Here is a 2,576-nt window from a genome sequence, read left to right as displayed (position 1 = left end):
TAGACGCGCGCACGCACTGCGCCGCCCGTCAATGCGCCGAAGCCGGTCGCATTGCCGAGCGCCGAGCCGGCGATCGCACCGATCCAGAGCGCCGCGCGCGGCACCTTCGCCCCGACGTAGCGCAGGCCGACCGCGTCGCGGGCGACGAGCGCGAGATAACTCAGGAGCGTCGCGCCCAGCGATGCGCCCCACTCGACGAGCGACATCCGCCGCAGCTCGCGGATCACGGACCGGTAGTCGAGGCTCTCGGACACGTGCTGGAGAACCACGATCAACAGCAGGCCGATGCCGAGCGCAAGCAGCGGCGACAGGACACGCTCATGGCGGAGCAGGGTCGAGACGCGGCCGAACATCGCCGCAGCACGGCTGGTTGAGCCAGGGTGGCGGGAAGACATAGATTATTCGTGGTGTTGCATAGCGTGTCGCCGCGCCGGACAGTCGTGCGGTGGGGCGGCAAATCGGGTTGTTCTGTGTTGGCGGCCTGTCGACGCGTGGGCCGGCGGCGCCGGGGTCAGAATTTACAAGTATACGAAATCAACATTACAAATTTATTCGCCGCCGGCAGCGACGCCGCCGGCATCCGCATCGCGCGGCGACGGCGGATAACTCAATGGTTCCTACATGCGCGAGACCGGCATGATACCGGGAACCCGGTGCAATTTTTCGTCAGATGAATGGCGGCGGACGTTTTTGGGGAAATTCTTTCGTACGGGCGCCCGCGGCGAGCAGAAACCCGCGTGACGCGCCTGCCCGCGCCGGGCCGGGAGGGCCGCCGGAACGTCAAAAGATCAGTAGACGTCGCGCACGTAGCGGCGTTCCTTCGCGAGCCGGGCAACGTATTCGCTCGCCTTGCCGTCCGACATCCCGCCGTGCGTGGCGATCACGGCCTTCAGCGCGGCATCGACGTCCTTCGCCATCCGCGACGCATCGCCGCACACATAGAAGTGCGCGCCCTCCTCCAGCCACGCATACAGCTCGCCGCCACGCTCGCGCATCCGGTCCTGCACGTAGACCTTCTCGGCCTGATCGCGCGAGAACGCGAGGTCGAGACGGGTCAGGAAGCCGCTTTCGTGCATCGCGGTCAGTTCGTCCCGGTAATAGAAATCGGTTCGGGCGTGCTGCTCGCCGAAAAACAGCCAGTTGCGTCCGCGTGCGCCGCGCGTCCGGCGTTCATGCAGGAAGCCGCGAAATGGTGCAATGCCCGTGCCGGGGCCGACCATCACGACCGGCACGTCGCCGCTCGCCGGCGGCCGGAAATGCGCGGACTTCTGCACGAACACCGGCACGCGGCCATCGCCCGCCCGATCCGCGAGAAAGGTCGACGCGACGCCTTTGCGCGCCCGGCGGCCATTGTGATAGCGGACCGCCGACACGGTCAGATGGATTTCGTCGCGATGCGCGTGAGGGCTCGACGCAATCGAATAGAGACGCGGCTGCATGCGTTTGAGCATGCCGACGAGTTCCGCACCGGACAGTTCGACCGGGAATTCGTACAGCACGTCGGCGAGCTGCTGGCCCCAGAGCCAGTTTTTCAGATCCGCCTTGCGCGCGTCGCCGAGCAGCGCCTTCAGTGCGCCGTTCGTGCTGCGCGCAGCGATGAATGCGAGCGTATCGGGATGCGCGCGCGTAATGTCGAAGTGGTGCGTGAGCGCGTCGCCGAGGCGCACTTCGCCAACGCCGACGACCGTCACCGGCGTGTCGGCCTTCAGCGCGGTGACGTCGAGCAGTTCGTCGACCAGCTCCGGACAGTTGGCCGGCCAGACGCCGAGCGCATCGCCGACCTCGTATTCGAGGTTCGCGCCCTCGGTCGACAGCGATACGTAGCGCGTGTCCTTCGACGCGCCCGGCTGGTTCAGCCGCAGGTTGGCGACGAGCTTCGACGGCGCCGGATGCGCCTTGGTCGGCAACGCGCCGGACGGCATCATCCCGTCGGCCGGCACGGCATGCAGCGCCGCATCCTCCTCCTTGATCCGCGCGACGACGCGGTCGAGCCAGTGATTCGCATCGTCCTGGAACTCGACGTCGCAATCGACGCGTGTGTGAAGCCGGAGCGCGCCGAGTTCGGAGAGCCGCGCATCGAGCCGGCGGCCGTGGCCGCAGAACTGATCGTAGTTGCGGTCGCCGAATGCAAGCACCGCGAAGCGCACGCCATCGAGACGCGCCACGCCGCCACCCTGCAGCGCGTCCCAGAATTCGCGGCCGTTGTCCGGCGGATCACCGTCGCCGAACGTGCTCGTCATCAGCAGCACGTACTGCGCCTTCGCCAGCGATGCGGCCGGGTAGTCGGACATGCAGGCCACGCGGATTTCGAAGCCCGCGTTCATCAGCTGTGTCGCGTAGTCGTCGGTCAGCGATTCGATGTTGCCGGTCTGGGATGCCCACAGCAGCACCACCTTCGGTCGCGTGCGCACGATCCGCACGCCGCCCGGCGCGGCTTCGTCATGCGCGGCGTGCAATGCCGCGGCCGGCTCGCGCGCGGGCTGCGCACGGCTGAACAGGCCGGCCAGCATGCCGTCGAGCCACAGACGCGTCGGCCCGGCAAGCGGCGCGCCGGACGGCAGCACCGGCACACCGCC

Annotated in this window: 1 protein-coding gene and 1 pseudogene; both read right to left on the bottom strand. The window is 67.8% G+C overall.

Features of this window, described 5'->3' with window-relative positions; all coding sequences use genetic code 11:
* Positions 1 to 395: pseudogene (locus tag KH616_RS24030) on the bottom strand (hypothetical protein); the annotation flags it as partial.
* Positions 396 to 788: 393 nt separating this feature from the next.
* A partial coding sequence (locus KH616_RS24025) for a flavodoxin domain-containing protein (protein WP_292253666.1) occupies positions 789 to 2,576 on the bottom strand: 1,788 nt, incomplete at its 5' end.

The sequence above is a fragment of the Burkholderia sp. genome (assembly GCF_018375725.1).
In the GTDB taxonomy this organism is placed as follows: domain Bacteria; phylum Pseudomonadota; class Gammaproteobacteria; order Burkholderiales; family Burkholderiaceae; genus Burkholderia.
This window is presented reverse-complemented; position numbering and strand designations above follow the sequence as displayed.